29 protein-coding genes are annotated in these 25,853 nt (G+C 72.7%); 16 read left to right on the top strand and 13 right to left on the bottom strand.

Going from position 1 to position 25,853, the window contains the following annotated elements; genetic code table 11:
- The first annotated feature begins 10 nt into the window (after positions 1 to 10).
- From ACESM1_RS10090 to radC, 8 genes are all read left to right on the top strand, one after another.
- A complete protein-coding gene (locus ACESM1_RS10090; protein WP_372619710.1) occupies positions 11 to 991 on the top strand; it encodes an NAD(P)/FAD-dependent oxidoreductase in 981 nt (326 codons plus the stop codon).
- Entirely contained in the window at positions 988 to 1,557 is a 570-nt protein-coding gene (locus ACESM1_RS10085) for a pyridoxamine 5'-phosphate oxidase family protein (protein WP_372619708.1), read from the top strand. Before ACESM1_RS10090 ends, ACESM1_RS10085 begins: the two co-directional genes overlap by 4 nt.
- Positions 1,558 to 1,572: 15 nt before the next feature.
- Positions 1,573 to 1,851, top strand: a complete 279-nt coding sequence (locus ACESM1_RS10080; protein WP_372619707.1) for a DUF3253 domain-containing protein — start codon at positions 1,573 to 1,575, stop codon at positions 1,849 to 1,851.
- Complete coding sequence (locus ACESM1_RS10075; protein ID WP_372619706.1) at positions 1,848 to 2,297, top strand: DUF1499 domain-containing protein; 450 nt, start codon at positions 1,848 to 1,850, stop codon at positions 2,295 to 2,297. Before ACESM1_RS10080 ends, ACESM1_RS10075 begins: the two co-directional genes overlap by 4 nt.
- A gap of 24 nt (positions 2,298 to 2,321) precedes the next feature.
- Positions 2,322 to 4,058, top strand: a complete 1,737-nt coding sequence (locus tag ACESM1_RS10070; protein WP_372619705.1) for an ABC transporter ATP-binding protein/permease — start codon at positions 2,322 to 2,324, stop codon at positions 4,056 to 4,058.
- 124 nt (positions 4,059 to 4,182) lie between these two features.
- Complete coding sequence (locus ACESM1_RS10065; protein WP_372619703.1) at positions 4,183 to 4,380, top strand: hypothetical protein; 198 nt, start codon at positions 4,183 to 4,185, stop codon at positions 4,378 to 4,380.
- Positions 4,381 to 4,445: 65 nt separating this feature from the next.
- Positions 4,446 to 5,372 (top strand): alpha/beta fold hydrolase, encoded by a 927-nt coding sequence (locus tag ACESM1_RS10060; protein WP_372619701.1) that lies wholly within the window; start codon positions 4,446 to 4,448, stop codon positions 5,370 to 5,372.
- 62 nt (positions 5,373 to 5,434) lie between these two features.
- Positions 5,435 to 6,322 (top strand): RadC family protein, encoded by an 888-nt coding sequence (gene radC / locus ACESM1_RS10055; protein ID WP_372619699.1) that lies wholly within the window; start codon positions 5,435 to 5,437, stop codon positions 6,320 to 6,322.
- 68 nt (positions 6,323 to 6,390) lie between these two features.
- On the opposite strand, the gene ACESM1_RS10050 is transcribed toward radC, so the two are convergent.
- Positions 6,391 to 6,762 carry a YraN family protein gene (locus ACESM1_RS10050; protein WP_372619698.1) on the bottom strand — a complete coding sequence of 124 codons (372 nt, stop codon included), beginning with the start codon at positions 6,760 to 6,762 and terminating at the stop codon, positions 6,391 to 6,393.
- 35 nt (positions 6,763 to 6,797) lie between these two features.
- Between ACESM1_RS10050 and ggt the strand changes: the two genes are divergently transcribed.
- From ggt to ACESM1_RS10035, 3 genes are read left to right on the top strand one after another with little or no spacing between them, the layout of a single operon-like run.
- Positions 6,798 to 8,504 (top strand): gamma-glutamyltransferase, encoded by a 1,707-nt coding sequence (gene ggt, locus ACESM1_RS10045; protein ID WP_372619696.1) that lies wholly within the window; start codon positions 6,798 to 6,800, stop codon positions 8,502 to 8,504.
- A gap of 47 nt (positions 8,505 to 8,551) precedes the next feature.
- Positions 8,552 to 8,836: a hypothetical protein gene (locus ACESM1_RS10040; RefSeq protein WP_372619694.1), complete on the top strand. Its 285-nt coding sequence runs from the start codon at positions 8,552 to 8,554 to the stop codon at positions 8,834 to 8,836.
- Positions 8,837 to 8,840: 4 nt separating this feature from the next.
- The gene (locus ACESM1_RS10035; RefSeq protein ID WP_372619693.1) at positions 8,841 to 9,143 is read left to right on the top strand and encodes a hypothetical protein; all 303 of its coding nucleotides are present in this window, start codon (positions 8,841 to 8,843) and stop codon (positions 9,141 to 9,143) included.
- Between the two features lie 9 nt (positions 9,144 to 9,152).
- Here ACESM1_RS10035 and ftsY read toward each other — a convergent pair whose 3' ends face one another.
- From ftsY to dapF, 3 genes are all read right to left on the bottom strand, one after another.
- Positions 9,153 to 10,103, bottom strand: a complete 951-nt coding sequence (gene ftsY / locus ACESM1_RS10030) for a signal recognition particle-docking protein FtsY (protein ID WP_372619816.1) — start codon at positions 10,101 to 10,103, stop codon at positions 9,153 to 9,155.
- 270 nt (positions 10,104 to 10,373) lie between these two features.
- Positions 10,374 to 11,606 carry a tRNA (N(6)-L-threonylcarbamoyladenosine(37)-C(2))-methylthiotransferase MtaB gene (mtaB, locus tag ACESM1_RS10025; RefSeq protein WP_372619691.1) on the bottom strand — a complete coding sequence of 411 codons (1,233 nt, stop codon included), beginning with the start codon at positions 11,604 to 11,606 and terminating at the stop codon, positions 10,374 to 10,376.
- Positions 11,603 to 12,430, bottom strand: a complete 828-nt coding sequence (gene dapF / locus ACESM1_RS10020) for a diaminopimelate epimerase (RefSeq protein ID WP_372619690.1) — start codon at positions 12,428 to 12,430, stop codon at positions 11,603 to 11,605. The genes mtaB and dapF overlap by 4 nt, the downstream gene beginning before the upstream one ends.
- 223 nt (positions 12,431 to 12,653) lie before the next feature.
- Between dapF and ACESM1_RS10015 the strand changes: the two genes are divergently transcribed.
- Positions 12,654 to 13,622 (top strand): RimK family alpha-L-glutamate ligase, encoded by a 969-nt coding sequence (locus ACESM1_RS10015; RefSeq protein WP_372619688.1) that lies wholly within the window; start codon positions 12,654 to 12,656, stop codon positions 13,620 to 13,622.
- A 79-nt stretch (positions 13,623 to 13,701) separates the two neighbouring features.
- On the opposite strand, the gene ACESM1_RS10010 is transcribed toward ACESM1_RS10015, so the two are convergent.
- The 3 genes from ACESM1_RS10010 to ACESM1_RS10000 form a co-directional block, all read right to left on the bottom strand.
- Complete coding sequence (locus ACESM1_RS10010; protein WP_372619686.1) at positions 13,702 to 14,667, bottom strand: SDR family NAD(P)-dependent oxidoreductase; 966 nt, start codon at positions 14,665 to 14,667, stop codon at positions 13,702 to 13,704.
- 85 nt (positions 14,668 to 14,752) lie between these two features.
- Positions 14,753 to 15,043: a hypothetical protein gene (locus ACESM1_RS10005; protein WP_372619684.1), complete on the bottom strand. Its 291-nt coding sequence runs from the start codon at positions 15,041 to 15,043 to the stop codon at positions 14,753 to 14,755.
- A 107-nt stretch (positions 15,044 to 15,150) separates the two neighbouring features.
- Positions 15,151 to 16,263: a Kelch repeat-containing protein gene (locus tag ACESM1_RS10000; RefSeq protein ID WP_372619682.1), complete on the bottom strand. Its 1,113-nt coding sequence runs from the start codon at positions 16,261 to 16,263 to the stop codon at positions 15,151 to 15,153.
- Positions 16,264 to 16,479: 216 nt separating this feature from the next.
- Between ACESM1_RS10000 and ACESM1_RS09995 the strand changes: the two genes are divergently transcribed.
- Complete coding sequence (locus tag ACESM1_RS09995) at positions 16,480 to 17,421, top strand: manganese catalase family protein (RefSeq protein WP_372619680.1); 942 nt, start codon at positions 16,480 to 16,482, stop codon at positions 17,419 to 17,421.
- 94 nt (positions 17,422 to 17,515) lie between these two features.
- Positions 17,516 to 17,869 carry a YMGG-like glycine zipper-containing protein gene (locus ACESM1_RS09990; RefSeq protein WP_372619678.1) on the top strand — a complete coding sequence of 118 codons (354 nt, stop codon included), beginning with the start codon at positions 17,516 to 17,518 and terminating at the stop codon, positions 17,867 to 17,869.
- A 25-nt stretch (positions 17,870 to 17,894) separates the two neighbouring features.
- On the opposite strand, the gene ACESM1_RS09985 is transcribed toward ACESM1_RS09990, so the two are convergent.
- The 5 genes from ACESM1_RS09985 to msrA all read right to left on the bottom strand — a co-directional run bounded on the left by ACESM1_RS09985 (position 17,895) and on the right by msrA (position 21,719).
- Positions 17,895 to 18,839, bottom strand: coding sequence for a sterol desaturase family protein (locus ACESM1_RS09985; protein WP_372619676.1), 945 nt, complete (start codon positions 18,837 to 18,839; stop codon positions 17,895 to 17,897).
- Positions 18,839 to 19,594 carry a polysaccharide deacetylase family protein gene (locus ACESM1_RS09980; RefSeq protein ID WP_372619674.1) on the bottom strand — a complete coding sequence of 252 codons (756 nt, stop codon included), beginning with the start codon at positions 19,592 to 19,594 and terminating at the stop codon, positions 18,839 to 18,841. The genes ACESM1_RS09985 and ACESM1_RS09980 overlap by 1 nt, the downstream gene beginning before the upstream one ends.
- A 4-nt stretch (positions 19,595 to 19,598) precedes the next feature.
- The gene (locus ACESM1_RS09975) at positions 19,599 to 20,645 is read right to left on the bottom strand and encodes a YncE family protein (RefSeq protein WP_372619672.1); all 1,047 of its coding nucleotides are present in this window, start codon (positions 20,643 to 20,645) and stop codon (positions 19,599 to 19,601) included.
- An 88-nt stretch (positions 20,646 to 20,733) separates the two neighbouring features.
- The gene (msrB, locus tag ACESM1_RS09970; protein WP_372619671.1) at positions 20,734 to 21,159 is read right to left on the bottom strand and encodes a peptide-methionine (R)-S-oxide reductase MsrB; all 426 of its coding nucleotides are present in this window, start codon (positions 21,157 to 21,159) and stop codon (positions 20,734 to 20,736) included.
- On the bottom strand, positions 21,159 to 21,719 hold the full coding sequence (gene msrA / locus ACESM1_RS09965; protein ID WP_372619670.1) for a peptide-methionine (S)-S-oxide reductase MsrA: 561 nt from the start codon (positions 21,717 to 21,719) through the stop codon (positions 21,159 to 21,161). Before msrA ends, msrB begins: the two co-directional genes overlap by 1 nt.
- Before the next feature lie 93 nt (positions 21,720 to 21,812).
- Between msrA and ACESM1_RS09960 the strand changes: the two genes are divergently transcribed.
- Both ACESM1_RS09960 and ACESM1_RS09955 read left to right on the top strand, forming a co-directional pair.
- Positions 21,813 to 22,862, top strand: a complete 1,050-nt coding sequence (locus tag ACESM1_RS09960) for a serine hydrolase domain-containing protein (protein ID WP_372619668.1) — start codon at positions 21,813 to 21,815, stop codon at positions 22,860 to 22,862.
- A gap of 171 nt (positions 22,863 to 23,033) precedes the next feature.
- Entirely contained in the window at positions 23,034 to 24,149 is a 1,116-nt protein-coding gene (locus ACESM1_RS09955) for an asparaginase (protein WP_372619666.1), read from the top strand.
- 31 nt (positions 24,150 to 24,180) lie between these two features.
- Here ACESM1_RS09955 and cydC read toward each other — a convergent pair whose 3' ends face one another.
- Entirely contained in the window at positions 24,181 to 25,836 is a 1,656-nt protein-coding gene (gene cydC, locus ACESM1_RS09950; protein ID WP_372619664.1) for a thiol reductant ABC exporter subunit CydC, read from the bottom strand.
- Positions 25,837 to 25,853 lie beyond the last annotated feature (17 nt).

Below are 25,853 nucleotides of genomic sequence, written 5' to 3'. Positions count from 1 at the left end.
TATAGCCGGCATGTCCACCCGTTCCGTCGCGATCGTCGGCGCCGGCCTTGCCGGGCTTGCCTGTGCCAAGACGCTGGCTGCCCACGGCATCGCCGCCCGTCTGTTCGACAAGGGCCGCGCCCCCGGCGGCCGCATGGCCACCCGCCGCGTCGAGGTGGAGGGGCGCACGCTGGAATTCGATCACGGCGCCCAATACCTCACCGCGCGCAACACGCTGTTCCGCGCCGCGCTCGAGGCCAGCAACACCAAGCCCTGGCCGGATGAGACCCGCCGCGTCGGCGTGCCCCGCATGTCGGCCATCCCGCGCGCCCTGGCGCAGGGGCATGACGTGACGCTCGCGCGAGAAGTGCAGGCGGTCATCGGCGAGCCGGGCGCCTGGCGCCTGCGCCACGTCGGCGCCAGCCGCGGTGGCCAGCCCGGTGGCGCTGCCTCCGAGGACGGGCCGTTCGATGCGGTGCTGCTCGCCCTGCCGGCGCCGCAGGCCGCTGCGCTGCTGGCGCAGCCGGCACCGCATCTGCAGCGCGTGCTGGAGATGGTGCGGATGGCCCCCTGCTGGACGCTTATGGTGGCCTTCGAAAGCCGTGTCGCGCTGCCCGATTCGGTGCGGTTGCCGGGCGGGCCGATCGGCTGGGCAGCGCGCGACAGCTCGAAGCCCGGCCGCAACAGCGACAACGAGTGCTGGGTGGTGCAGGCCGGCCCCGACTGGTCGCGCGAGAACCTGGAACTTTCCGCCGCCGCGGCCGGGGAAGCGCTGCTCGCCGCCTTCGCCGCGCTGGCCGGCGGCGGCCTGCCGCCGACGACCTACGCCGCCGCGCATCGCTGGCGCTACGCCCTGGTCGAGAAGCCGCTCGGCGCGCCGTGCCTGTGGGATCCGCCGCGCGGCCTCGGCGCCTGCGGCGACTGGTGCATCGGCGCGCGCGCGGAGGCGGCGGTGGATAGCGGCGCCGCTCTCGGCGCGGTGATCGCCTCTGCAAAGGGCACGCCCGGGTGATCCTCGGCGCGACGCTGGAGGATTGCCTGGCGGAGGCGTTCCGCCGCCTCGCCCGCGGCGTCGCGGATCGCCGCTCGCCCTTCCACACGCCGACGCTGGCGACCATCGGCGCGGATGGCGCGCCGGAGGCCCGCACGCTGGTGCTGCGCGGCTTCGAGCCGGCTTCCCGGCAACTCCGCCTGCACAGCGATGCGCGCTCCGGCAAGGTCGCCGCGCTTGCGCGCGATCCACGCTGCCAGCTGCACCTCTACGACGCGGCGGCGAAGCTGCAGCTGCGCCTCTCCGGCCGGGCTGCGCTGCATGACGACGCGCTGGCCGACGCCGCCTGGCGCGACAGCCGGCAAAGCTCGCGCATGTGCTATGCGGTGGAGCCCGGTCCCGGCACGCCGGTGGCAGCACCACCGCCCGCGCCGCGCGATGCCGAGGCCGGCCGCGGCTGGTTCCGCGTCATCCTGCTCCGCTTCGACCGGCTGGAATGGCTGGAGCTCGCCGCCGCCGGGCACCGCCGCGCCCGCTTCGACTGGCCGGCCGAGGCGCCGCTCGCCGCGACCTGGCTGGTCCCCTGAGCGAGGAGCGCAGCGATGACCGACCATGAGGCGATCGCCGCCGAAATCCTGCGCCAGACCGCAGCGCGCGGTGCGGAGAAATCCATCTGCCCGAGCGAGGTCGCCCGCGCCCTGGCGCCGGAGGAGGAGGCCTGGCGGCGACTGCTCGGCCCGGTGCGCGCCGCGGCCATCCGCCTCGCCCGCGAGGGCCGCATCGAGGTGCTGCGCAAGGGCAAGCCGGCCGATCCGGCGGGCGAGATCCGCGGCGTGATCCGGCTGCGGGCCTCACCGCCCGCGGCGGCGGAGAAGGAATGACCATGCTGCAGATGATGCTCGGCCGGGGTCCGGCCGGCCTGCCCCCGCCGGCGCCGCTGGATTTCGCCACGCTGCGCCTGCCCACCTCGCCCAACGCGCATCTCGCCGCGCCATCCGGCACCACCACGGAGCGGCATGAGACCACGCCAGTGCTGCCCATGCCGCCCGATGCCGCGTGGCAGGTGCTGCGCCGGCTCGGCGAGGGGATGGAGCGCGTCTGGAAGCTCGCCGAATGGCCGGAACTGCGCCAGGCGCAGTGGGTCGCGCGCACGCGCTGGATGAACTACCCCGATCTGGTCAACGGCCAGGTCGTGGAGCTGCCCGGCGGGTCCGGCCTGTTCCTCTATTCGCGCAGCCTGATCGGCCATTCCGATTTCGGCGTGAACAAGGCCCGCATCGCGGACTGGCGGCGCGCCTTCGACGAAGCCCTCGCCACTGGCCGCTGACACAGCGCCAACGGAGCGCCGCCCATGCGCCGTCTCGGTTCCTTCCTCGGTGACGCCTGGGCGCTGACGCGGCCCTATTGGCGGAGCGACGAACGCGGGCGCGGGCTGCTGCTGCTCGGCGCCGTCGTCACCCTGAACCTCTCGCTGGTCGGCATGACGGTGGTGCTCACCTACTGGCAGCGTGCCTTCTACAACACGCTGGAGCAGAAGGACGCCGCCACCTTCTGGCGCCTGCTGCTGCTCGGCGGCGAGGCGGACGGTACCTGGTTCCCCGGCTTCGCGCTGATCGCCTGCGCCTACATCCTGGTCGCGGTCTATGCGCTTTACCTGCGCCAAGCCCTGCAGATCCGCTGGCGGCGCTGGCTGACCGAGCGCTATCTCTCGGAATGGCTTTCGGGGCGCGCCTATTACCGCATCGCGCTGACCGACCCGACCACCGACAACCCGGACCAGCGCATCGCCGACGACATACGGCTCTTCGTGGACGACACGCTCTCCCTCGGCCTCGGGCTGATGAACAGCGTGGTCACGCTGGTTTCCTTCATCTTCGTGCTGTGGTCGTTGAGCGGGCCGCTCGAGGTCTTCGGCGTCTCGATCCCCGGCTACATGGTCTGGGTGGCGCTGCTCTATTCGGCGCTCGGCACTTGGCTCGCGCATCTGATCGGCCGGCCGCTGATCCGTCTGAACTTCCTGCAGCAGCGGGTGGAGGCGGACTTCCGCTACGCGCTGGTGCGGCTGCGCGACAATGTCGAGGGCGTCGCCCTGCATGGCGGCGAGGCGGATGAGGAGCGCGGCCTGCGGGCCCGCTTCGGCGCGCTGATGCAGAACTGGTGGGGCATCATGGTCGCCACCAAGCGGCTGACGTTCTTCACCGCCGGCTTCACCCAGGTGGCGAGCATCTTCCCGATCGTCGTGGCGGCGCCGGGCTACTTCGCCGGCAGGATCTCGCTCGGCGGCCTGGTGCAGACCTCGTCGGCCTTCGGCCAGGTGCAGGGCGCGCTCTCCTGGTTCGTGGACAACTACGCGCGGCTGACCGAATGGCGGGCGACAGTGGAGCGGCTCACCGGCTTCAACCGCGCCATCGAGGCCGCCCGCTTCGCCGATGCCGGCGTGCGCGCGGCGGCGGAGCCGGACGAGGCGGTGGTGATGCGGGGCGTCACCCTCTCGCTGCCCGATGGTCGCGTGCTGATCCAGGATGCGGCGCTGCGGCTGGAGAAGGGCGAGGCGGTGCTGATCACCGGCGCTTCCGGCAGCGGCAAGTCCACGCTGTTCCGTGCCCTTGCCGGCATCTGGCCCTTCGGCCGCGGCACGGTGGGCATTCCGGAAGGCAGCCGTGCGCTGTTCCTGCCTCAGCGCCCCTACCTGCCGCTCGGCTCGCTACGCCGCGCCGTGTGCTACCCGCTGAATGCGGCTGAGGTGCCGGAACCGACGATCCAGGAGGCGCTGGATGCGGTCGGCCTCGGCCGCCTCGGCGACCGGCTGGACGAGGAGGATGCCTGGGAACGTCGCCTCTCGGGCGGCGAGCAGCAGCGCCTGGCCTGTGCGCGGGCGCTGCTGGTGAAGCCCGACTTCCTGTTCCTGGACGAGGCGACGGCGAGCCTGGACCCGGCGGCCGAGGAATCGCTCTACACACTGCTGCGGACCCGGCTGCGCGACACCGCCATCCTCTCCATCGCCCACCGCCCCGCCGTGGCCCGGCACCACGACCGGGAATTGCGCGTGGCCGATGGTCGGCTGGCGCCTGCGCATGCGCCGATCTAAAAACGTGAGACAAATCCTTTGAAGCACGCTTCTGAACGGATCTTCACTTTTACGACAGCGAATCCAACCCCAGATTGCGGTGCGGCCCGGCTGGCCGGGCGCGACCCTGAAAGGAGACCTCAACATGATCCGCATGTTCCTTGCTGCCGGCGCCCTGGCGTTCGGCCTCGCCACCACCCCGGCCGTGGTGACGCTGGGCGGCACGGCCGCCGTGGTGGCGACCGCCTTCGCAACCGGCGAGGCGCAGGCGCAGCCGGCTGCCGACCGGCGCACGCAGCCGGGCTCCGGCTCCTGCCGCTACGCGGGGGGGCGCCGCTGCTGACGCCGGCGCGGGGCGGCCATCGCGCCGCCCCGACCTCGCGCGCCACATCGGCAGGCTGAGGGCGCATGCGCGTGCTAGCCTGGATCGGCGTGCTTCTCGGCGTAGCGCTGCTCGCTGGCCTCTGGTGGCTCTGGACGCCTGACGAGCCGCGAGCGGCGCTCGAAGCCCACTACGCGGCGCCGCCCAGCCGCTTCACGGAAGTGGACGGCGTCCGCTTCCATATCCGCGACACCGGCCCCCGGCAGCCGAAAGCGGTGCTCCTGCTGCACGGCTTCGGCTCGTCCCTGCACACCTGGGAAGAATGGGCGCGGCTGATCGAGTCGGAGCGGCGTGTCGTACGCCTCGATCTGCCAGGCTTCGGCCTGACCGGCGCCGACCCTTCCGGCGATTATTCGGACCTGCGTGCCGTGGCGCTGCTCGAGGCCCTGCTGGACCGGCTCGGCGTGCAGCGGGTGGACCTGGTGGGCAGTTCCATGGGTGGGCGAATCGCCTGGCGCTTCGCGGCCGAGCGACCTGAGCGTGTACGCCGCCTGGTGCTGATGGCGCCCGACGGCTTCGCCAGCGCCGGCTTCGAATACGGCAAGCCCATCGGCGTCTCGCCGCTGATGCGCACACTGCCCTACACGCTGCCGACGCCCCTGCTGCGCGCCGGGCTCGCGCCCGCCTACGCCGACCCCGCAGCGCTGCGGCCCGAGGTGCTGGCGCGCTACCGCGCCATGATGCTCGCCCCCGGCGTGCGACAGGCGATCCTCGACCGCATGGCGACCCACGCGCTGGTGCCACCCGAGCCCTTCCTGCGGCGCATCACGGCGCCGGTGCTGCTGCTCTGGGGCGCGGCGGACCGGATGGTGCCCGCCCCGCACGCCGCCGACTACGCACGCATATTGCCGGACAGCCGGACGGTGGTGCTGCCCGGCCTCGGCCATGTGCCGATGGAGGAGGAGCCGGCGCGGTCGCTGGCGCCGGTGCGGGCTTTCCTGGAGGAAGAGTAGGCCGGGCAGAAATCAACCTCTTGTTGATGAATGCCTGCGTCGGTGGCATTCATGGTTGTGGAATGTCCGGCTTCGCAACCCGACTCGCCGCCCTGCTGAACCCGCTCCGCGCCCGCGGCGGTGGCGCGCCGCGCGGCTTCTCCGAAGGCCAGGCCGGGGTGATCGCCGAGCCGGCGCCGGTCGGCGTCAAGGCACCGCGCGCCTGGCGGCCCGAGCCGGCGGAGGGAGCGGCGCCACCCGCCCTCCCGCCCGACGGCCTGCCCTTCCCGTCCACCGGCCCGCACGGCCATCGCCACCGCATGCGCACGAAGCTGCTGGAACGCGGCCCCGATGCGCTGGCCGACTATGAACTGCTGGAGATGCTGCTCTTCCTCGCCATGCCGAAGGGCGACACCAAGCCCTTGGCCAAGGCGCTGATCAACCGCTTCGGCAGCTTCGCCGCCGTGCTCGCCGCACCGCAGCGCGACTTGCTCGAGGCGCGCGGCCTCGGCGAGCACAGTGTCGCGGCGATCAAGCTGGTGCAAGCCGCCGCGCACCGTCTCGCCCGCGCCGAGCTGATGGAATCGCCGATCCTCAACAATGCCGAGCGGCTGGACGCCTACCTCGCCACGGTGATGGCCCGCGAAAAGGTCGAGCAGTTCCGCGTGCTGTTCCTCGACCCCAAGAACCGGCTGATCGCCGACGAGGTGCAAGGCCGCGGCACGGTGAACCACACGCCGGTCTATCCGCGGGAGGTGGTGAAGCGGGCGCTGGAGCTGCACGCCACCGCGCTGATCCTCGTGCACAACCACCCGAGCGGCGATCCCACCCCCTCGCGCGGCGACCTCGACATGACCGCCGAGCTGCGCCAGGCGGCGACGCTGTTCGGCATCGTGCTGCACGACCACATCGTGGTCGGCAACGGCACCACCTTCTCCTTCCGGCGCGAGGGCCTGCTGCCGCGCGGGTGACCACCGTCCGATGACCGCAGGGCCGTCAGGCCCGGAGGTCTGAATCGGCCGGCTCGGCGTCAGGCTCGTCACTCCAGCCGGAAAGCGTCGGCGATGCGCCGCACCCGGCCGTCGGCATCCACCAGCAGCACGTCGAAGCGCACGCCCGCCGCGCCATGGCCGGGATTCGCCGCCATCCAGGCCTCGGCCGCGCCCGCCAGCCGGCGTCGCTGCGCGGGGCCGAGCGCATGGGCGGCCTCGCTCAGCGTCGCGCGCGCCTTCACCTCGACGAAGGCAAGCAGCCCGTCGCGCTCGGTCACCAGGTCGAGTTCGCCGGCCGGCGTGCGGACACGCGCGGCCAGCACCTGCCATCCCTCGGCGGCGAGCGCCTCGGCGGCGCGACGCTCGGCGTGGCGGCCGCGTGCATCGGCGGCTTTCCTCGAGGTGTCGTCGCGCGCCATGCTGCGCTTCTCGCATGGCGACTCCGGAGGCTGGAATGCGCCGACTGCTTCCCCTGCTCCTCGGCCTGCTGCTCGCCGGCGCGGCCGCCGCCCAAACAGCCATCCCATCCGCACGGCCAGCCGCGACGCGCCACATGATCGTCGCACCCCACCCGATGGCGGCCGAGGCGGGGCTCGAGATGCTGCGCGAAGGCGGCAGCGCACTCGATGCCGCGATTGCCGCCTCCGTCATGCTGACGCTGGTGGAGCCGCAGGCCAGCGGCATCGGCGGCGGCGGGCTGATGTTGCACTGGTCGGAGCCGCTCCGCGCGCTGACCGCCTGGGACGGGCGCGAGGCGGCGCCGGCCGCGGCGACGCCCGGCCTGTTCCTCCGCGCCGACGGCCAGCCGATGCGCTTCGCCGAGGCGATGGAAGGCGGCCGCAGCGTCGGCGTGCCCGGCCTGCTGCGCATGCTGGAAGCCGCGCACCGGATGCACGGCGAGCTGCCCTGGGCCCGGCTGATGCAGCCCACCATCCGCGCCGCCGAATCCGGCTTCCCGGTGCCGCAGCGCATGGCGGCCGCGATCGGCGCCACCGCGGACTCCCTCCGCCGCAACGCCGGCGCCCGCGCCTATTTCCTGGACCCCGAGGGCAACCCCTGGCCGCCCGGCCACATGCTGCGCAACCCCGCCCTCGCCGCCACGCTGCGCGCCGTCGCGGCGGAGGGCGCGGATGCGCTGATGCGCGGGCCGATCGCCGCTGACATCGTCGCCGCGGTGCGCAGCCATCCCAACCCTGGCGGGCTGACCGAGGCCGACCTCGCCGCCTATCGCCCGGCGATCCGCGAGCTGGCCTGCGTGCCCTATCGCCAGCGCCGCGTCTGCGGCATGGGGCCGCCGACCTCGGGCGGCGTCGCGGTCGGGCAGATCCTCGCGCTGCTCTCGCGCTTCGAGGTCGCGGCGCTCGATCCCGCCGGCGCGGAGGCCGCGCATCTGCTCGGCGAGGCCGGGCGCCTCGCCTTCGCCGACCGCAACCTGTTCCTCGCCGACGACGCCCATGTGCGGGTGCCGCTGCGCGGGCTGCTCGACGCGCGCTATCTCGCCGCCCGTAGCGCCTTGATCGAGCCCGGCCGCGCCATCGCAGCGCCGGCCGCGGGCGATCCGCCCTTCCAGGAGGGCAGCCGGGCGCCGCAGCGCGCCGAGTTCGGCGCCGGCACCAGCCACATCGTGGTGCGCGACGCCGCGGGCGACGCCGTCTCGCTGACCCCGACGATCGAGGCGGTGATGGGCTCGCGCATCTTCGTGCGCGGCTTCCTGCTGAACAACCAGCTCACCGACTTCGCCTTCCGCCCGGACCAGGATGGCCGCCCGGTCGCGAACCGGGTGGAGCCCGGCAAGCGCCCGCGTTCCTCCACCGCGCCGACCATCGTGGTCGATGCGCTCGGCCGGCCGGAGATCCTCGCCGGTTCGGCGGGCGGCGCGCGCATCATCGGCCATGTCGCACAGACCATCGTGGCGCTGCTGGACTGGGGCATGACGCCCGAGCAGGCGGTGGCGCTGCCGCGCATCGGTGTCGCCGGCACCGGGCCGGTGGAGCTGGAAGCCGGCACGCCGGCGGCCGCCCTCGCGCCCGCGTTGCAGGCGATGGGCCACCGCACGGATGTGCGGGAGATCACCTCCGGCCTGTCGGTGCTCCGCGTCACGCCCACCGGCCTGCTGGGCGCGGCCGATCCGCGGCGGGAAGGCGTGGCGCTCGGCGATTGAACTCGGGGGGCTGTTCGCACCCGCCGGCATGTCACTACGATGGCGACGTGATCGCCTATCGCACCCTGCTCGCCATCGACCTGCTGACCGCTGGCGTGTTCGGCTGGTTCTTCCTGCTCGGCCTGGCTGACGGGACCGTCTCGTCCTTCAACATCGTGCTGTGGCTGGCGATCCTGGGTGGGCTTGCGGCGGTGATCGGCGGCGGGATGGCGCTGCGCCGCCGCGGGTCGCCGGCGCGGGGCGCGGCGCTGCTGGCAGTGGTCGGCGTGCCGGCGCTGCTGGCCGGCCTTGCCTTCGTGGTGCTGATCCTCTCCAACCCGCGCTGGAACTGAGGCGATGCGCGCGGTCTGGGCCTGGCGGATGATGATGCTGGTGGCGATGCCGGCGCTGGCGCTGCTGGCCTTTGTGCTCGCCGCGGTGCCACCGATACCCGGGGAGGCGGGTCAGCAGAGCGCGGAAGATACCCAGCGCTGGATGGTCGCGCTGGTGCTGGGCGTCCTCGCCGTGCTGGGCAGCATCGTGCTGCGCCGGCGCGGGCAGATGGGCGGGGCGATCGTGCTCGCGGCGATCGTCGCGCTGCCGGCGCTGCTTGGCTTCGGCCTCGTCGCCTTCATCCTGCTGCTGTTCATCGTGAAGTAGCCCCGGGCCTCAATCCAGCCCGACCAGCCCCCGCGCGAAATCCCGCGCGGTGAAGGGGCGCAAATCGTCGGCCTTCTCGCCGACGCCGACGAAATGCACGGGCAGCCCGAATTCCTGCGCCAGCGCCACCACCACGCCGCCCTTGGCGCTGCCATCGAGCTTGGTCACGGCCAGGCCATCCACCGACACCATCTCCTTGAACACCTTCACCTGGCTCAGCGCGTTCTGGCCGGTGGTGGCGTCCAGCGTCAGCAGCACGGAATGCGGCGCTGTCTCGTCCAGGCGGCGGATGACACGCACGACCTTGCGCAGTTCCTCCATCAGCGCCGCCTTGTTGTGCAGCCGCCCGGCGGTGTCCACCAGCAGCACGTCCATGCCCTCGGCCCTGGCGCGCGCCAGCGCGTCATGCGCCAGGCCCGCGGCGTCGGCGCCCATCTTCGCGGGTGCGACCACCGGGCAGCCGGTGCGCTCGCCCCAGATCTGCAACTGCTCGACCGCCGCCGCACGGAAGGTATCGCCAGCGGCGAACATCACCTTCAGCCCCTGCCGGCGATACTGCTGGCCGAGCTTGGCGATGGTGGTGGTCTTGCCGGTGCCGTTGACGCCCACCACCAGCACGACATGCGGCGCATGCGACGCGACGATCTCCAGCGGCCGCGCGACCGGGGCGAGGATGGCCGCGATGCTGTCCGCCAGCGCCGCCTTGACCTCCTCGTCCGTGACCTCCTTGCCGAAGCGGGACTTCCGAAAATCCTCCACGATGCGCCGCGCGGCGGGCAGGCCGAGATCGGCGGCGATCAGCGTCTCCTCCAGCTCCTCCAGCGCCTCGTCGTCCAGCTTGCGCTTGCGGAAGACGGTGGTGATGGCGTCGGTGAGGCGCGCGGTGGACCGCGAAAGCCCGGCCTTGAGGCGGGAGAACCAGCCGCCACGCTGCTCCGGCGCACCCTCAGGCTCCGGCACGCTGTCGGCCAGCGCCTCGCGCACGGCACCGGCGTCGTCGCGCGGCGGAACTTCCGCTGCCGGCGGGGTGGGCTCGGGGGGCGGCGCGACACCCGGCGTGGTGTAGGAGGTCGCCGGCGACTCGTAGGGCGGCGCGACATTGGGGTCCGGCTGCACCGGCACCGCCGGCGGTGGGATCGACGGCTCCGGCTCGGCGGAGGGCGGCTGCCCATCCTCCCCCGGCGCGCCTCGGCCACGCAGACGATCCCAGAACCCCTTGAGCGCCATCGTCTAATCCTTCGTGGCGCGCTGCTCGCGCGACTCCACCGCGATCAGGCCGTCATCGTCGAGCGCAACGGTCCGCAGCGCCCGCAGTTCGCCGCGCAGACCGGCCGCTCCGCGCAGCCGCACCGGCGCGAAATGTGCGCTGTGGCCTCGGTCGGGTGCTTCCAGCAGTACATGTTCCACCTGGCCGAGGCGCGCTTCGCAGAAGCGGCGCGCCGCGCGGCGGCCGGCCTCGCGCAGCCTTGCCGCGCGCTCCCGCCGCACCGGCACCGGCAGTTGCGGCATGCGCGCGGCGGGCGTTCCCGGGCGCTCGGAATAGGGGAAGACGTGCAGGAAGGTCAGGCCGCATTCCTCCACAGTCGCCAGCATCTCGGCGAAATGTTCCTCGGTCTCTGTGGGGAAGCCGGCGATCAGGTCCGCACCGAAGGCGATGCCCGGCCGCAGCCGGCGGGCACGGTGGCAGAGCGCCACCGCTTCGGCGCGCGAATGCCGCCGCTTCATCCGCTTCAGGATCAGGTCGGCACCGTGCTGCAGCGAGAGATGCAGATGCGGCATCAGCCGCGCCTCCTCGGCCAGCAGGCGCCAGAGGTCGTCATCCATGCCAACGGGATCAAGCGACGACAGGCGCAGCCGCGGCAATTCCGGCACCAGCGCCAGCAGCCGCCGCACCATCTGCCCGAGCGTCGGGCGGCCAGGCAGGTCGGGGCCGTAGCTGGCGATGTCCACCCCGGTCAGCACGACCTCCTTGTGGCCGCGCGCCACCAGGCCGCGCACCTGCTCCACCACCGCGCCGACCGGCACGCTGCGCGAGGGGCCGCGGCCGAACGGGATGACGCAGAAGGTGCAGCGATGATCGCAGCCCTGCTGCACCTGCACGAAGGCGCGGGCGCGGCTGCCGAGGCCGGCGGGCGCCTCCGGCAATGCGATGGGCGCCGCGCCCGGCATGGCCCAGCTCTCCGGCCGGAGCTTCGCCGCGTTGGCGATCACCCGCTCCACGCCCGGAAGCCCGGCCCAGGCGTCGGGCGCGATCTCGGCGGCGCAGCCGGTGACCAGGATGCGGCGCGAGGGATTCTCCCGCGCGGCCTTGCGGATCGCCTGGCGGGCCTGGCGCTCCGCTTCCGTGGTGACCGCGCAGGTGTTGACGATCAGCGCATCGCCCTGCCCGGCCGCGAGCGCGCGGATCGCGTCCGACTCGCTGGCGTTGAGCCGGCAGCCGAAGGTGAGGATGTCGGGCATCATCCGAAGCGCGACAGGTCCAGTTCGCCGGTGAAGGCGGTGGCGACGGGCCCGGTCATCAGCACATGGCCATCCTCGCGCCACTCCATGTCCAGCGCGCCGCCGGGAAGCTCCACGCGGGCGCGCCGCCCGGCCAGCCCGCGGCGCGCGGCATTGACGATGGTGGCGCAGGCGCCGGAGCCGCAGGCGAGCGTCATCCCCGCCCCGCGCTCCCAGATCACCAGGCGGATGCGCTCGGGCGAGAGCACCTGTGCGAAGCCGATATTGGCGCGGTCGGGGAAGAGCGGGTCGCGTTCCAGCTTCGGGCCGATCTCCGCCACCGGGATTGCGTCCAGGTCGTCCACGAAGAAGGTCGCGTGCGGGTTGCCCATCGAACAGGCCGCCGGGTCCGAGACCGGGCCGAGCGCGAGCGGCAGGTGCCGCGTGTCCATCTCGCGCGCCAGCGGCACCTCCCGCCAGCCGAGGCGGGCGGGCCCCATGTCGGCGCGCCAGAGGCCGCCGGAAAGGCGTTCCACCGGCAGGTCGCCGGCGATGGTGCGCACCACGACGCGGTCAAGGCCGGCCTCGTCGGCTACCAGCGAGGCGATGCAGCGCGTGGCGTTGCCGCAGGCGCCGGCTTCCGAACCATCCGGGTTGCGGATGCGCATGAAGACGTCGGCCCCGGGCTGCGGCGGCTCCATGACGATGAACTGGTCGCAGCCGACGCCGAAATGCCTGTCCGCGACCGCGGCGGCGAGCGCCGGCGTGACCGGCAGCGCCCGGGCGCGCGCATCCAGCACGCAAAAATCGTTGCCGAGACCGTGCATCTTCCGGAAGGGCACCTGCATCCTCCGCATATAGAGCGCCGGGCGCGGCGCCGGAACCCGCGACGCCCCGCGCGGCGCCCGGCACATCGGCGGAGCAGCGCCACCTCGCCCATCCCGGGCCGCCGCTGCGTTCCTTCCGGAGACGCCAAGCGGTTGTGGTAAGATTTTCTTTTTTCCGCGACACTATTGCGTCCTGGCAGAAATTTCCCCTCTTTCTCCGGTGTCAGAGCCCGCGGGGAACGCCATGCCGAGCATCCACGTCCTGCACGAGAACGACGCCTGGGTGGTGCCGCTGCGCGCCGCCTTCGCCGCCACCGGCGGGCGCTTCGAGGAATGGTTCCTCGACACCGGCCTGCTCGACCTGACGCGGCCGCCGCCGGAAGGCGTGTTCTACAATCGGATGAGCGCCTCCTCGCACACCCGCGGCCACGTCCATGCGCCGGAATATGCCGGCGCGGTCATCGAGTGGCTGGAGCGGCACGGGCGGACGGTGGTGAACGGGCGCCGCGCGCTGCAACTCGAGCTTTCCAAGGTGGCGCAGTACCAGGCCCTGGCCGCGCATGGCATCCCGACGCCCGAGACCATCGCCGTGGTCGGCGTGGCGCATATCCCGACGGCGGCGGACCGGCTCGGCTATCCGCTGATCCTGAAGCACAACCGCGCCGGCAAGGGGCTCGGCGTGCAGCTGGTGCGCAGCAGCGAAGGCCTGGCGCAGGCACTCGACAAGCTCGCCGCGACCGACGACCCGCACGCCCATCCCCGGGACGGCATCTGGCTGGTGCAGCGCTACGTCGAGGCGCCGGAGCCCTTCATCACCCGCGCCGAGTTCATCGGCGGCCGCTTCCTCTATGCCGTGCGGGTGGACACGTCGGAGGGCTTCGAGCTCTGCCCGGCCGACGCCTGCGCGACGGAGGAGGGCGCGGCGTGCCCCGCTGTGGCGCCCGGCGAGAAGTTCCGCATCGTCGAGGGCTTCACCCATCCGCTGATCCATCGGATGGAGGCCTTCCTGACGGCCAACGGCATCGGCGTCGGCGCCATCGAGTTCATCACCGACCGCACCGGCCGCACCTTCGCCTACGACGTCAACACCAACACCAACTACAACGCCGAGGCCGAACGCCGCGCCGGGCGCGAGGGCGCTCGCACCGGCATGGGCGCGGTGGCGGCGCATCTTGCGGAGTTGCTGGGGCGGCAGATGCGGCGGGCTGCGTAGCCCGCGATCGCCCGGAGTCTGCACATCGAAGGTGGGCACGCCGGGGTGTGAATCGCCGGCTCCTGTCCAGCGGCGCGCCTCAGGGTGGCTGGTAGCCGCCCTCGACCCGCGAGGGCTCGGGGCTCGGCTGGAACAGGTTGCCCGGACGGTCCGGCGCGGGCGGTGCCCGCTGCAGCGTTCGGTGGACCAGCCCGGAGGCCAGCCGCGTCACCAGCCCGGGGGCGAGCTGGGCCCCGAGCACCGCCGCCCCCGCCTTCGGCCCGACCGGGAATTCGCCGGGCGGCGCGTTCACCGCCGCCCAGACGATCGCATCCGCCACGGCCCGCGCCTCGTCCATCAAGGGCATGGTTGGCTGCCGCCCGGTATACACGGCGGCGTTCCCCCAGACGGGCGTGTCCACCGCCCAGGGCAGTATGGTCACGATGCGGATGCTGTCGAGCCCGGCCAGCCGCATCTCCTCCCGCAGAGCCGCATCCAGGCCGATGATGCCGTGCTTGCTGGCGGCGTAGGAGGCGTAATAGGCAACCGGCACGCGCCCCACCACCGAGGCCATGTTCACCAGCGTTCCGCCGCCCTGCACGCGGAAGCGCCGCAGCGCGGCGTGGCTGCCGCGGATCACGCTGCCGAGGTTCACATCGACCGTCCGGATGTGGTCCGCGAGCGGGACCTCCGCGAAGCGACCGATCGGGATCACCCCAGCATTGTTGAACCATACATCCACCCGCCCGAACCGCCGCCAGGCGGCCTCGGCGAGCGCCTCGACCGCCTCCGCGCTGCCGACATCGGTTGGCACCACCAGCGCCTCGCCGCCATTGGCGCGGATCAGCCGCGCCACCGCCTCCAGCGCCTCGCCGCGGCGGGCGGCGAGCACGACGTTCCCGCCCAGCGCGCCGACACGCTCCGCCACGCCACGCCCGATGCCGGAGGAGGCGCCGGTGACGACCCAGCTGCGGCCGGCGACCGCGGCGCGATCGGACTCGTAGACCGCCGGCATGGCGCAGGCGGCAGGCAGCAGCAGCAGGATCGCGAGGAGGATGCGCGGCATCGCGGGCTTCCGGCCGTCGCGCGCCGGGATGCGCGGGACCGGGATGCAACGGCAGGCCGCCTCCTTCGTTGCGCGCGGCCTGCTCTCAGCGATCGCGAAACGCGATGGCGTTGCGCAGCGCATGGGCGATCTGCTCCATGCGCCGCTCGAAGCCGGCGGCCGCCTCCGGCCGGCCCAGCGCTTCCGCGCCCACGACGCCGCGCAGGACGGAGCCCTCGAGCTGCGCCGCCATGCCCTCCATCGAGCGCAGCGCCGCGGCCGAGCCACCGCCCTCCACCGCCGCGCGCAGCACGGCGATCTCCCCGAAGGCGGCAGCGAGGGCCGTCTCAAGTGCGACGATCTCGCCGCGCAGTTCCTCCATCTCGTCGCCCGGCATCCCGCGCTCCACCCTCGGTTGCGGTTCGGCCCGCCCAGTGCCACGGCCGCCGGAGCGCCAACGCGCCGCGCGGCGCAGCGTGGCGCCCGTGCGGCTAGGACAGGCGGCTAGGACAGCGTGAAGGCCTCGTGCACGGCGGTCTTGATGCCGCCGCCGACCACCGGCCCGCCGCCGGCGACGTAGATGAAGTCGCCGATCGTCACCGCGCCCATGCCGTGGCGTGGCGTCGGCATCGGCGCATGGTGCTGCCAGCTGTCGCTGACCGGGTCGTAGCTCTCGACCTGGCCGTGCACCTGGCCGGTGAGCTGGCGGTTCACGAACCAGCCGCTCTCGCCCCCCATCGCAAAGAAGCGGCCGCGATACACCACCAGCCCATGTCCCGAACGCGGCGTCGGCAGCGGCGCGCGGACTTCCCACTGGTTGCGCGCAGGGTCGTACACGTGGTGCAGGCCGGTGTTGTACTCGAAGGTGTTGAAGCGGCCCCCGACGATGTGGATGAGGCCGTCATGCACCACCACGCCGGCATGATCCCGCGCGCCGGGCAGCGCCTTGCGCATCTCCCACCTGTCCGCCTGCGGGTCGTAGACCTCGTGCCAGCCCACCGAGGCTCGCTCGGGCTCGGGGTTCGAGGCGCCGCCGATGTGGTGGATCTTGCCGTCCACCACGGCGAGCGCGCCGGCGCCACGCGGGCGGGGCATCGGCGCGATGCGGTCCCAGCGGTCGGCGGCGACGTCATAGACGAAGGCCAGGTCGTCGGCGGCGCGGTTCTGGTTGTTGAAGCCGCCGAAGGCGTAGATGCGGCCGGCATGGGCGACCACGCCGACATGGTTGGCGCCGCGCGGCAGCCGCGCCTTCTCGGCCCAGCTGTCGGTCGCCGGGTCGTAGACGTGATGGTAGTTGTTGTTCACCCGCTGCTCGGCATAGCCGCCGATCACGTGCAGCTTGTTGTCCCACGCCGCGGCCCAGGCCATCTCGGTGCGCGGAATGGGCAGCGGCGCGCGGTTCACCCAGCGGCCGGGCGGGCCGGCGGGGGCGGGGCTGTCCACGAAGCGCTGCGAATACTGCTCCGGCGTCAGCTGCACCGGCCCCTGGCCGCGCAGCGGCGCCATCTGGTCCGACGGGATCGGCACGCCGTGGTGCGGCATCGCCGTCTGCGCCCTCGGCGCTGCCGTCGCACCGAGCAGCCCCGCGGCCGCGCCGAGCATCATCCTGCGTTGCATCGTTCCTGGAATCCCCTGGGGCTGCCGCGTTCGTCGCGGCGCCGGCCAGCATAGAGGGTCGCGGCGAATCTGGCAGTGAGCGTTGTTGCCGCGGCGCGGCGCCCGAGCTTGCTTCACGCTGCGGTGAGACGCGCGGCTCATTGCCCTACTGGCGCCGAACCCCCGCACCGGCAGGCGGTTGCCTCGCCCAGGCCCACGGCTGAGGAGCAGCCCGCGATGTTCTTCCGGACCAACCAGTTCCAGTACAACGCAAAGCCGGAGAAGCCGGACCCGCTCTACGCCAAGAAGCTCCAGGAGGTGCTCGGCGGCCAGTGGGGCGAGATGAGCGTGATGATCAGCTATCTCTTCCAGGGCTGGAACTGCCGCGGCCCGGCGAAGTACCGCGACATGATCCTCGACATCGGCACCGAGGAAATCGCGCATGTCGAGATGCTCGCGACCATGATCGCGCGGCTGCTGGAGACCTCGCCCGTGGACGCGCAGGAGGATGCGGCGAAGAACTCGCTGGTCGGCGCCATCATGGGCGGCTCGCGCATGGAGGACGTGATCCTGGCGGGCATGAACCCGCAGCACGTGATCGTCAACGGGCTGGGCGCGGCGCCCAACGACAGCGTCGGGTATCCCTGGAATGCGCGCTACACCATTGCCAGCGGCAACATGCTGGCCGACTTCCGCTACAACGTCACGGCGGAGAGCCAGGGCCGGCTGCAGGTCTGCCGTCTCTACGAGCTGACCGAGGACCGCGGCGTGCGCGACATGCTCTCCTTCCTGATCGCGCGCGACACCATGCACCAGAACCAGTGGCTCGCCGCGATCGCGGAGCTCGAGGCCGAGGGTCTCGGCGAAACCCCGGTGCCGGCCTCCTTCCCTCAGGAGCGCGAGTTCCAGGAGGTGTCCTACCAGTTCTGGAACTGCTCCGGCGGGACGGAGAGCGCGCAGGGCCGCTGGGCACGTGGCCCCGCCCCCGACGGCAAGGGGCAGTTCGAATACCTGGCCGACCCGAAGCCGCTCGGCGAGACGGTCGTGGAGCTGTCGGCGGTCGACCCGCGCGTGCACGGCACGCCGAAGGCCCCGGTGCCGCCGAAATCTGCCGGCGGCCCGAATCCCGCGGCGGCCAATGATCCGGCGAAGGCCGGACGCAGCGGCAAGTCGGCCTGAATCCTGCCGCACTCCGGCCCGGTTCGGGCGTTTCCATGCCGTCTCGAACCACCGCCGCGGCAATGGCCGCGGCGGCCAAGCCGGAGTGCCATGCATGCGACGCCTCATTCCTGCCCTGCTGCTCGCCCCCGCCCTTACCCTCGGTGCCTGCGCTGGGGGGCTCGATGCCAATGACCGTAACCAGCGCGCGCTCGGTGGCGCCGCGCTGGGAGCCGGTGCCGGCGCGCTCATCGGCTCGGTGACCGGCAGCGCCGGGCGTGGCGCGCTGATCGGCGGCGCGCTCGGGGGGGTGGCCGGCGCGCTGACGCCGCAGCCGAACCCGGCCGGCATCCCGGCCGACCCCTACCCTGCGCAGCCCTACGATCCGCGCTATGGCGGCTGGTACGACCAGTACGGGCAGTGGCATCACGGCCCGCCGCCCTCCGGTTACCAGCCGAACTATCGCTGAGACGGGCGGCCCGCCCTGCCCGGCCTCACCGCCGGCGCAGCGCCCGCCCGAACTGCTGCAGCCCGACCACCTGCTGGCGCAGCCAGCCGCCGGTGGCCAAGCTCTCCGGCGCGGTCGGGTCGCCGGTGCGCGGATAGCTGCGGCGGTCGAAATCGGCGGTGTGGAAGATCCAGTCCCACACCGGCAGCAGCACCGCGTAGTTGCGGCCATGCTCGCCGGCGGAGAGCTCGCCATGGTGGATGCGGTGGAAGCGGGGGCTGACCACCAGCCGCTCCCCCACCCGCCCGTAGTCGAGCCGCACATTGGCGTGGCTCAGGCTCTCGGCGAGCTGGCGCAGCATGACGATGAGCACGAACTGCACCGGCGGCACGCCGATCAGCAGCGCCAGCGCGCCGAACCAAAGCGCCGCGATCGCGTCGTCCAGCAGGTGGTTGCGGTCGTCGGTCCAGAAGGTCATCTGGCGCTGCGCGTGATGCACGCTGTGCAGCGCGTACCACCAGCCGAACATGTGCTGGAAGCGGTGGCGCCAATACTCGCCGAAATCGAGGATCACGACATACAGCGCGAGCGCCAGCAACGGCGCATCGCGCAGGGCGGGAAACACGGTCTCCAGCGTCGGCGGCACGAAGCCGGTATCGGCGAGCCAGCCATTCATCGCCCGCTCCGCCGAGGAGAGCAGCACGAAGGCGATGAGCGGCAGCAGGCCAAGGCGGGCGAGCAGCGTGTAGAGCACGTCCGTCCTGATCGCGCCGTGGTCGGTCACCGGCTCCACCGGCCGCAGCGCCTCCAGCGGTCGGCAGACGGCATAGACCAGCGCAACCTGCACGACGCCGAGCAATGCGAAATCAAGCCATTCCTGGACGCGGTCCGCCCATTCCATGAGCCCCGCCTCGTAGAGTGCCGGTTGCACGGCGCCTTCGTAGAGCGTGCCGGAGGCATCCACCCAGAGGTTCATCAACCAGTCGAACATCAGGCTGCAACACCCTGCGCCGGAAGAGTTTCGAAGCAAAATCCCTTGGCGACGAGGCCGGTGACCAGCGCCTCCAGGACGCCCGCGAAGGGCTCGCGCCGGCTGCGTACGCCCCAATGCATCACCAGCACCTCGCCGGCGCGGATATTCGCCAGGTTCCGCCGCAGCAGCGCCGCGTTGGGGTGCTGCGTGCTGTCGAGCTCGTCGCCGAGGAAGCCGTTGCGCGTCCAGCCCTGGTGCCTCAGCCCACAGCCCTCGGCCAGCCGCAGCGCGTTCGGCGTGGTGATGCCACCCGGCGCGCGCCACAGCGGCAGCACCACCGCTTCCGGCACCATGCGCCGCAGTGTCTCGACCGGGCGGGCGAGTTCGGCGCACATCGCCGCCTGGTCCAGCACCGCCGCCCCCGGCCCGCGCCGGGGAACGAAGCGCACCTGCCCGGGCGCCGGATCGCCGCGGAAATACCAATGCCGCCAGGTGTGGCTGGCGAAGACATGCCCCTCCGCCACCCGGGCGCGCCAGAACGGTGCCCAGGGCTCCGCGAGCGTCGTGTCGCCGCGGAAGGTCGGCTCGTCGGCGACGAACAGCGTCGCGCGGACACCATGCCGGCGCAGGATCGCGGCGATCGCCTCCGCCTCGCGGCTCCAGCCGGTGTCGATTGTCAGGTAGACCGGCCCGGCGCAGCGCGCCGGCGACTGCGCCAGCGCCGGGGCGGCAAGCGCGCCGAGGCCCGCGCCGAGCAGCAGGCGGCGCCGCATCGACCTAGCGCACGGCCGCCGGCGCCGCCGGGGCCGCCTCTGGCGCGCCGCGCGGCGCCGGCAGCGGGCGCGAACCGGAGGTCGCTCCCGGCATGGCCGCGGCGAAGTCGCCGGACAGCCCCTCGCGCAGCGGCTTGAAGAAGATGCCGTGCGGGCTGCGGCCGACGCGGATGGTCTGCCACTCCGCCTGCTCCGGGTCGAGCACCGCGACGCGCCCGGACCAGCGCAGCGTCATCCAGACCCGGCCTTCCGGATCGAAGGTCAGGCAGTCCGGCCCGCCCGGGATGTTCCAGGTGCGGCGCACCGCCAGCGTCTCAGGGTCCAGCTCCGCCAGGCGGCTGTCCACGCGGGAGGTCGCGAACAGCGCGCGGCCGTCCGGCGAGGGGAAGATTGTGTGCGCCCCCCGCCCCAGCGTGAAGGCGGGCGTGACCTCCCGTGTCTCCGGGTCGAGGGAGACGAAGTGGTCGCTGCCCATGATGCCGACGAGCAGCTTGCCGCGGTGCCAGATGATGCCGGCGGGCTGTGGCCCGACCTCGACCGACCACAGCTGCGTGCGGCTTTCCAGGTCGAAGGCGACCACCGCGGCGTCGCCCTGCATGGTGACGAAGACCCGCCTGCTGTCCGGCGAGAAGGCCACGTGGCTCGGCATGTCGCCCGGCCGGAAGCGGTGCACCAGCTCGAGCGTCGCCGCCTGGTAGATGTCCACCTGGTCGCGACGGAGGCTGGCGACCACCAGGAACCGGCCGTCCGGGCTGTACTCAAGATGGTAGGGATTGGAGATGCGCTCGCGCCGCCGCACCTCGCCGGTTCGCGCGTCCATGAAGATCAGCTCGTTGCCGCCGGAATCGCCGATGACCAGCTGCGTCGCGTCCGGCGTCAGCACCAGGTGATGCGGCTCCCGCAGGACCGGGATGCGGCGGATCTCCTCGCGGGTGGTGGCATCCAGCAGCAGGATCGAGGCCTCGCCCGAATTCAGCACGTAGAGCATGTCCGCCCGCGCCGCGAAGGGCGCCGACAGCGCAAGGGCGAGCAGAAGTTTACGCAACTGCACCGTGGCGGTCCTCGGAAGGCGGCAGCGTGGAGAATCCGCGGGATGCCGGTGGTTGTCCAGCTTCCCGCCCCTTGCGTCTACCGGCGGCTCATTGCGCCGGCTTGAAGCCCAGCGCGACGCCGTTCATGCAGTAGCGCTGCCCGGTCGGCGCCGGCCCGTCCGGGAAGACATGGCCGAGATGCCCGCCGCAGGTGGCGCAATGCACCTCCGTCCGGCTCATGAAGAAGGAGCGGTCGGTGCGGGTGGCGACCGCGCCCTCGATCGGCGCCCAGAAGCTCGGCCAGCCGGTACCGCTCTCGAACTTGGTCGCGGCGTCGAACATCGGTGTGCCGCAGCCGGCGCAGACGAAGGTGCCGGGGCGCTTCTCGGCGTTCAACGGGCTGGTGCCCGGGCGCTCGGTGCCGTGCTGGCGCAGCACGCGGAAGGCCTCGGGCGAGAGCTCGGCCTGCCATTCGGCTTCCGACTTCTCAACCGGGAAGTGCTCCTCCGCATGCTTCTCTTTCGATCCGAACATCAGGCAGCCCCCTTCTTCAGGCGGTCGGCGAAGGTCTTGCGGAACTTGGCGACCTTCGGCGCCACCACGACGCGGCAATAGCCCGACCATGGGTTCCGCGCGAAGTAGTCCTGGTGCTCCGGCTCGCCGGGCCAGAACTTCGTGAGCGGCACCACCTCGGTCACCGCCTTGGCGCCCCAGATGCCGGACGCATCGATCTCGGCGATGACCTCCTTCGCCACCCGCTCCTGGTCGGGCGAGTGGGTCAGGATGATGCTGCGGTATTGCGGGCCGACATCGTTGCCCTGGCGGTCCTTCGTGGTGGGATCGTGCAGGGTGAAGAACATGCGCAGCAGGTCGGCGTAGCTCACCCGGGACGGGTCGAAATCGATCTGCACCACCTCGGCATGGCCGGTCTTCTTGCCGCAGACCTCCTCGTAGCTCGGATTGTCCACATGGCCGCCGGCATAGCCGCTTTCCGCGCGGGAGACGCCGTTGAGATGGCGCAGCGCGCCCTCGATGCACCAGAAGCAGCCGCCCCCAAGGGTCGCTGTCTCCCGCGTCGCGGTGTCCGTCGCCATGCCATCCTCCATCCTGTTGACCCGGATGTGGGGTGTTCGGCGCCCGGGTGGAGGGGGTTACGCGAAGACGCGAGGGGCGGCAGTCTCTTTGCCATGCCTGACTTCGCCGCCCGCCTCGCCGCCGCAACCGCCTTCGCCGAGGCGCATGAATCCCCCTTCCCCCGCGACCTGCGCGCGCATCTTGAGGCCGGGCATTTCGAACCCGCACCGCACAATGCGCTGATCGGCCCGATCTTCCCCCGCGGCGCCCCCAACGGCCTGATCGAGCGCCGCGGCGAGCGCCTGGCCAGCTGGGGCGACACGCGCCAGGCGGACATGACCTTCAGCGCCGCCAAGTCCTACCTCTCCCTGCTGGCCGGCATCGCCTGGTCCGACGGGCTGTTGCCCGACCTCGACGAGCCGGTGCGGGCCCGCATCCGGGATGGAGGCTTCGAGAGCGACCAGAATGCCGGCATCACCTGGCGCCACCTGCTGACCAACACCTCGGAATGGGAGGGCGAGCTGTTCGGCAAGGCCGACCTGATCGACCGCGGCCGCGACCTGGCGCGCGAGGGTGCGGGGCCGAAGGGCATCGCCCGGCCGTTGCAGGCGCCGGGCAGCTACTGGGAATACAACGACGTGCGGGTGAACCGCCTGTCGCTCTGCCTGTTGCGCCTGTTCCGCCGCCCGCTGCCGGAAGTCTTCGCCGAGCGCATCCTGGACCCGATCGGGGGCAGCCGCGACTGGACCTGGTACCCCTACGACAACAGCACGGTGGAGGTGGATGGCCGCCGCCTGCCCAGCGTGCCCGGCGGCACGCATTGGGGCGGCGGGATGCGCATCCATGCCGAGGACCAGGCGCTGATCGGCCGGCTGGTGCTGAACCGCGGCGCCTGGGGCGGCAGGCAGGTCATCCCGGCACGGTGGATCGACTGGTCGCTCGCTCCCTGCCCGCTCAACCCCTCCTACGGTTTCCTCTGGTGGCTGAACGGCGCAGGACGGCAGCCGGGGGCGCCGCGGGATTCCGTCTTCGCGCAGGGGGCGGGCGGCAACTACACCTGGATCTGGCCCGCGGGCGAGGTCGTCGCGGTGCTGCGCTGGGTACACCCGGACGCGCTCGGCCGCTTCTGCGGCATGGTGGCGGCGGCCCTCGGCCCGGCCTGAGCGCTGCCCAGTGTCTCGGTCTGGCCGCCGGCGCCGCGGCCCGCCGCGGCGGGCAAGGTCGAATTGAGTCACGACCGAGCGCAGGACGCGCCGCGGCGCGCCCTCTATTCGCTCACCATTGGGGATGCATTCCGTTGCTGTCGGCGGGCGGCGATGGGGGAGGGACATGCCGTGACGAATGGCGTTGAACTGGTCGAACTCGCCCGGGTCTGGCGCGGCCCTGTCGTGGAAAGCATCCATCACGGCGTGATCGCCGTGGCGGACACTGGCGGGACTCTGCGCCACGCCTGGGGCGACGCAGGCTGGATGCCGACGCCGCGCTCCGCGCTGAAGCCGTTCCAGGCGATTGCGCTGGTCGAATCCGGTGCCGCCGACGCGCTGGGGCTCACCGACGAGCACATCGCGATGGCCTGCGCCTCGCACCACGCGCAGCCGTTCCAGGTCGCGCTGGTCGGCGACTGGCTCGGCCGGCTCGGCCTGACGGAGGATGCGCTGGTCTGCGGCCCGGCCGTGCCGCGCAACGAGGCCGATGTCGCCAATGCCTATGCGCAGGGCGGGCCGCGGCGCGTCTTCCACAACTGCTCGGGCAAGCATTGCGGCTTCCTGAGCGTGGCGAAGCATCTCGGCGCTCGGCTGGACTACGCCAACCCCGACCATCCGGCGCAGAAGCTGTACCGGGACGTGCTCTCGGAGTTCACCGGGCTCGATGCCCACCGGCTGCCCTACGGCGTGGACCATTGCGGCTTGCCCGCGCTGGCGCTGCCGATCTCGGCGATGGCGAAGGCGATGGCCCGGCTCGGCGCCGGCCAGGCCGTCTCGCCGGAGCGCCGCGCCGCGGTGCGGCGCGTGCTGAACGCCATGGCGAGCAACCCCGACCATCTCTCGGCCAAGGATTCGCCGCTCGCCCGGCTGATCCGCTACACCGACGGCAACGTCATCGCGAAGACCGGCGCCGAGGGCTACCTGGTGGCCTGCGTGCGCGACAAGGCGCTCGGCATCGCCATCAAGGTGGCCGATGGCGACAACAGCGGCCGCGCGCGGATGGGCGTGCTGGCCCGTATCCTCGGCCGCATCCACGCCATGCCGACCGAGGAGGCTGAGCTGATGATCGCCGCGGTCGAGCCGGCAATCGCCGACGGCAATGGCCGCGAGGTCGGGCGTGTCGAGATCGTCGTGCAGCGCCCGCAGCCGACGCAGCCCACCCGGGCAAGCCTCGGCTTCTGGCTTTCCGAAGTGCCGGGCGCCAGTGCGCTGGACTACTTCATGCCGGCCGAAACCCGCCGCTGAGTTGCGGGCCGGCCGCAACGGCCGGCCCGTATCACCCCATCGCCGTCAGCGCCTTTCCGGCGACGAGGCGCAGGATGCGTGTCGGCCGCTCCACCCCGATCAGGCGGTGGACGATCAGGATCACGCTGCGCCCGGCGGTCGCATCGCCGAGCGTCTCAAGGAAGGCGCGCTCGGTGTCCGGGTCGAGGCCGGCGGCCGGCTCGTCCAAGATCAGCACCGGCGCCTCGGACAGCAGCGCGCGCGCCAGCGCCAGCCGTCGCACTTGGCCGCCGGAGAAGCGCGCGCCGGCCTCGCCGCAGCGCGTGGCGAGCCCTTCCGGCAGGCTGCGCACCAGCTCGCCGATCCCCGCCGCATCCAGCGCGCGCCACAGCGCCGCCTCCTCCGCCTCCGGGCGGGCGAGACGCAGATTGGCCTCGATGCTGTCGTCGAACAGCCGCGCATCCTGGGTCAGGCAGGCGATGCGCGTGCGCACCTCGTCGGCCGCCAGCGTCGCGATGTCCACGCCGCCGAGCAGCACCCGCCCGGTCTGCGGCGCGGCGAGCTTCAGCAGCAGCGACGCCAGGGTGGACTTGCCCGCACCCGACTGCCCGAGCAGCGCGATCCGCGCGCCTTCGGGCACCTCCAGGTCGAGCCCGTCGAACACCGGCGGCCGCTCCGGGCTCCAGCTGAAATGCACCGCCTCCACGCGGATGGCGTGACCGGCCGGCATCGGGGCGGGCGATTCCGGCTCGGCGACCGGCGGCGTGGCATCCGCGGCTTCGAACAGGCGCCGCGCGCTGGCGCCGGCAGCGGCCAGGGCGGCGCCGGCCCGCGGCATCAGCCCCAGCGCCTCGGCCGCGGCGGTCGCCAGGAACAGCCCGAGCACCGCGCCGGCCACACCCTCCTGCCCGATCGCCAGGCCCCAGCCGATGGCGACGAGCATCGCGGCCTGCGTCAGGATCATGCCCGCCGCGCCGCCCCAGGCACCGCGCCGCGCGAGCAGGCGCTGTGCGGCGGAGAGCGTCGCGCCTTCCTCCGCGACGCGCTGCGCGGCAATGCGCTCGGCGCCGGCGGAGAGCGTGTCCTCGATGCCGGTGAGCGGATCCACCGCCGCCGCGCGAAGGCTGCCCTGCGCCGCGGCGACACGCCGCCCGGCCTCGGCGGCGCCGGGGGCAAGCCACGGGGGCAGCAGCAGCGCCAGGGCGAGCGGCGCCGCGACCAGGAGCGCCAGCGGCGGGGAGACGGCGCCGAGCACCAGCGCGATCGCCAGCACCACCGCGATGGCCGCCACCGCCGGCACCAGCGCACCGAGATAGACGCGGTCCAGCGCATCGATATCGGAGACCAGCCGCCCGAGCAGGTCACCGGTCCGGCGGAAGCCGACGCCCGCCGGCAGCCGTTCCGCCAGGCGGCGGAAGAACCACACCCGCGTGTCGGACAGGGCGCGGAAGGCGGCGGCGTGGCTCACCAGCCGGTCGAGATAGCGCGCGACAGGGCGCAGCAGCGCGACGGGCCAGATCCAGGCGAGCGCCACCGCCGCGCCGGCGAACAGCGCCGCACCGCTGAGGCCGTTCGCCACGCCGCGCCCGGCGACGGCCATCAGCGCCACCCCGACTAGCACCGCCAGGGTCGCCATCGCCGCGCCGGCCACCAGCCAGCCCATCCGGCCGCGCCACAGACCGAGCACGCGGAGCAGGTCGCGGGTCATGCGCGGGCGCTCCCCCA

Origin of the sequence: Falsiroseomonas sp. (assembly GCF_041690465.1) — a bacterium.
In the GTDB taxonomy this organism is placed as follows: Bacteria; Pseudomonadota; Alphaproteobacteria; order Acetobacterales; family Acetobacteraceae; genus Falsiroseomonas.
This window is presented reverse-complemented; position numbering and strand designations above follow the sequence as displayed.

Coding starts and splice junctions, on each gene's coding strand:
- ACESM1_RS10090 (WP_372619710.1), top strand. CDS start 11: ATGTCCACCCGTTCCGTCGCGATCGTCGGCGCCGGCCTTGCCGGGCTT.
- ACESM1_RS10080 (WP_372619707.1), top strand. CDS start 1,573: ATGACCGACCATGAGGCGATCGCCGCCGAAATCCTGCGCCAGACCGCA.
- ACESM1_RS10075 (WP_372619706.1), top strand. CDS start 1,848: ATGACCATGCTGCAGATGATGCTCGGCCGGGGTCCGGCCGGCCTGCCC.
- ACESM1_RS10070 (WP_372619705.1), top strand. CDS start 2,322: ATGCGCCGTCTCGGTTCCTTCCTCGGTGACGCCTGGGCGCTGACGCGG.
- ACESM1_RS10065 (WP_372619703.1), top strand. CDS start 4,183: ATGATCCGCATGTTCCTTGCTGCCGGCGCCCTGGCGTTCGGCCTCGCC.
- ACESM1_RS10060 (WP_372619701.1), top strand. CDS start 4,446: ATGCGCGTGCTAGCCTGGATCGGCGTGCTTCTCGGCGTAGCGCTGCTC.
- radC (WP_372619699.1), top strand. CDS start 5,435: ATGTCCGGCTTCGCAACCCGACTCGCCGCCCTGCTGAACCCGCTCCGC.
- ACESM1_RS10050 (WP_372619698.1), bottom strand. CDS start 6,762: ATGGCGCGCGACGACACCTCGAGGAAAGCCGCCGATGCACGCGGCCGC.
- ggt (WP_372619696.1), top strand. CDS start 6,798: ATGCGCCGACTGCTTCCCCTGCTCCTCGGCCTGCTGCTCGCCGGCGCG.
- ACESM1_RS10035 (WP_372619693.1), top strand. CDS start 8,841: ATGCGCGCGGTCTGGGCCTGGCGGATGATGATGCTGGTGGCGATGCCG.
- mtaB (WP_372619691.1), bottom strand. CDS start 11,606: ATGATGCCCGACATCCTCACCTTCGGCTGCCGGCTCAACGCCAGCGAG.
- dapF (WP_372619690.1), bottom strand. CDS start 12,430: ATGCAGGTGCCCTTCCGGAAGATGCACGGTCTCGGCAACGATTTTTGC.
- ACESM1_RS10015 (WP_372619688.1), top strand. CDS start 12,654: ATGCCGAGCATCCACGTCCTGCACGAGAACGACGCCTGGGTGGTGCCG.
- ACESM1_RS10010 (WP_372619686.1), bottom strand. CDS start 14,667: ATGCCGCGCATCCTCCTCGCGATCCTGCTGCTGCTGCCTGCCGCCTGC.
- ACESM1_RS10005 (WP_372619684.1), bottom strand. CDS start 15,043: ATGCCGGGCGACGAGATGGAGGAACTGCGCGGCGAGATCGTCGCACTT.
- ACESM1_RS10000 (WP_372619682.1), bottom strand. CDS start 16,263: ATGCAACGCAGGATGATGCTCGGCGCGGCCGCGGGGCTGCTCGGTGCG.
- ACESM1_RS09995 (WP_372619680.1), top strand. CDS start 16,480: ATGTTCTTCCGGACCAACCAGTTCCAGTACAACGCAAAGCCGGAGAAG.
- ACESM1_RS09990 (WP_372619678.1), top strand. CDS start 17,516: ATGCGACGCCTCATTCCTGCCCTGCTGCTCGCCCCCGCCCTTACCCTC.
- ACESM1_RS09985 (WP_372619676.1), bottom strand. CDS start 18,839: ATGTTCGACTGGTTGATGAACCTCTGGGTGGATGCCTCCGGCACGCTC.
- ACESM1_RS09980 (WP_372619674.1), bottom strand. CDS start 19,594: ATGCGGCGCCGCCTGCTGCTCGGCGCGGGCCTCGGCGCGCTTGCCGCC.
- msrB (WP_372619671.1), bottom strand. CDS start 21,159: ATGTTCGGATCGAAAGAGAAGCATGCGGAGGAGCACTTCCCGGTTGAG.
- msrA (WP_372619670.1), bottom strand. CDS start 21,719: ATGGCGACGGACACCGCGACGCGGGAGACAGCGACCCTTGGGGGCGGC.
- ACESM1_RS09960 (WP_372619668.1), top strand. CDS start 21,813: ATGCCTGACTTCGCCGCCCGCCTCGCCGCCGCAACCGCCTTCGCCGAG.
- cydC (WP_372619664.1), bottom strand. CDS start 25,836: ATGACCCGCGACCTGCTCCGCGTGCTCGGTCTGTGGCGCGGCCGGATG.